Below are 2,010 nucleotides of genomic sequence, written 5' to 3'. Positions count from 1 at the left end.
CGGGGCCGCCAGGCGCTGCACGGTGAGTCTCTGGCTTTCCGCCATCCCTGGAGCAAAGAGCAGATCCTGGTAGCCGATCCCTGGCCGGAGGATATGCTGCGGCTGCGGGAGTCGCTCGGAGCTCCTCAGCTCTAAGCAATATATTTAAGGCCGGGAGAAACGCCTGTAATCTGGCGTTTCTCCCGGCCTTTTTGTTTTATTATTTTTCCAGTACGTATTTTTTCAGATCATCAAATTTAGCCTTATTCTCCTTAGTCCATTGCGCTGAATCGACTGGAGAAATGGACTTGCCCAGATCCCCGCTGTCTGAGACTAAATTTTGAATTGCCGGAAATAATTCAGTTTTACCAGTCTCTACTTGATCGATTATAAAGGGTACCGCAGGAAGTCCAAGCTTTGTTAAGGATCTGATTTTATCATCATCGGATTGCTCGGAAGACGCAATTTTCTCAACATCTCTTGGAATACTTTCTAATTTCACCTTCCATTTTTCGGAGAATTTTTCGCCGGTGTCCCAGGGAGTCGGACCGTCCTCTTTTAAGTTTACTTTTGCAATCTCTTCAATTGCAGCGGCGTAAATATAGTCAAAGAGACCACTGCCTTCGCTTTCATCAATCTTCTTCTCCAGTACCGGGAAAGCTTTATATCCCAGGTTCACTATATTTTCATATTCTTCGCTGTCCTTGATATAGTCATAAGGATTGCTGCTGAGTGACAGTTTTGTCTTGTTACTACCTTCATTTTCGATTTGCCGAGCGAGCAAAGTAGTGTTGTCATCAATTTGTTTCTCAACGGATGCCTCTGCATTCTTGGGATACAAAGTAAACAAGGCAGTAGCGGTAAAAACAAGGGCGAACATGCCCAATATCAGCTTCTTCAATGTTTCACCTCCATGATTATTTAATTATATTTCTCTAAAGCTAAACCGTATGCAAGATTAGTGTAAGGATCCACGCCCATAACTGGTATCACCAAACGCATATCCCAAATAATTATACTCCGCCTGTAGCTCAGATAAGAGAGGGATTACTTAACTCCACCGCAAACCCAGCAAGTGGAAGTGAGCTTCTGCAGATTTTGGGTATAACACTAATAAGAGTTCTGTTCACATGAACGTTTAGTGTAAATACGACTGGGGGGCTCAGCTATGAAATGGCAGGGTAGAAGAGGCAGCTCGAATGTGGAGGACCGCAGGGGCATGGGCGGCGGCGGCAAAATGGTCGGCGGCGGGATCGGCGGTATCATTCTGGTGGTGATCGTAACGCTGCTCAGCGGCGGCAATGTCGGTGATATTTTGGGAGGTCTGACTTCCGGCGGCACCACCTCCAATGCTCCTTACCAGGAGACGGCACAGGATAAAGAGCTTGCGGAATTTGTCTCTGTCGTGCTGGCAGATACGGAGGACATCTGGACAGAGGTATTCGCACAGCAGGGATTGACCTATACGGACCCTACGCTGGTGCTCTATAGCGGCAGTGTAGACTCAGCCTGCGGGACAGCAAGCTCGGCGGTCGGACCCTTTTATTGTCCGGGCGACAGCAAGCTATATATTGATCTGAGTTTCTATGATGAGCTGCAGCAGCGCTTTCAGGCCCCGGGCGATTTTGCGATGGCCTACGTCATCGCCCACGAGGTAGGGCATCATGTACAGACCCTGCTTGGAACCTCGGAGAAGCTGAATGCGCTCCGCCAGAGCCTGAGTGAGACGGAATTCAACAAATATCAGGTCCGCTTTGAGCTGCAGGCCGATTATTTCGCCGGTGTGTGGGCCAATCATGCCCAGGGTATGAATCTGTTGGAGGAAGGCGACTTGGACGAAGCATTGACGGCAGCCAGCGCAGTAGGCGATGATACGATCCAGAAGCAGACCCAGGGCTATGCGGTGCCGGACAGCTTCACGCATGGAACCTCGGAGCAGCGGAAACGCTGGTTCTATAAAGGATTCAATTCCGGCACGCTTGCAGGCGGAGATACATTCAATGCCACTGAGCTGTAACAGAAGGAGGAGCT

The 2,010-nt window shown here is 49.4% G+C and carries 2 protein-coding genes; one reads left to right on the top strand and one right to left on the bottom strand.

Annotation, left to right across the window (positions count from 1 at the left end):
* Window positions 1-199: 199 nt before the first annotated feature.
* Window positions 200-880, bottom strand: coding sequence for a hypothetical protein (locus AQR02_RS22775; RefSeq protein WP_054942716.1), 681 nt, complete (start codon window positions 878-880; stop codon window positions 200-202).
* 267 nt (window positions 881-1,147) lie between these two features.
* Between AQR02_RS22775 and ypfJ the strand changes: the two genes are divergently transcribed.
* On the top strand, window positions 1,148-1,996 hold the full coding sequence (gene ypfJ, locus AQR02_RS22770) for a KPN_02809 family neutral zinc metallopeptidase (protein ID WP_054942715.1): 849 nt from the start codon (window positions 1,148-1,150) through the stop codon (window positions 1,994-1,996).
* Window positions 1,997-2,010 lie beyond the last annotated feature (14 nt).

It is taken from the genome of Paenibacillus ihuae (assembly GCF_001368795.1).
Lineage (GTDB): Bacteria > Bacillota > Bacilli > Paenibacillales > Paenibacillaceae > Paenibacillus_AQ > Paenibacillus_AQ ihuae.
Note: the sequence above shows the minus strand (reverse complement) of the source record. Positions and strands in the feature narration are given on the sequence as shown.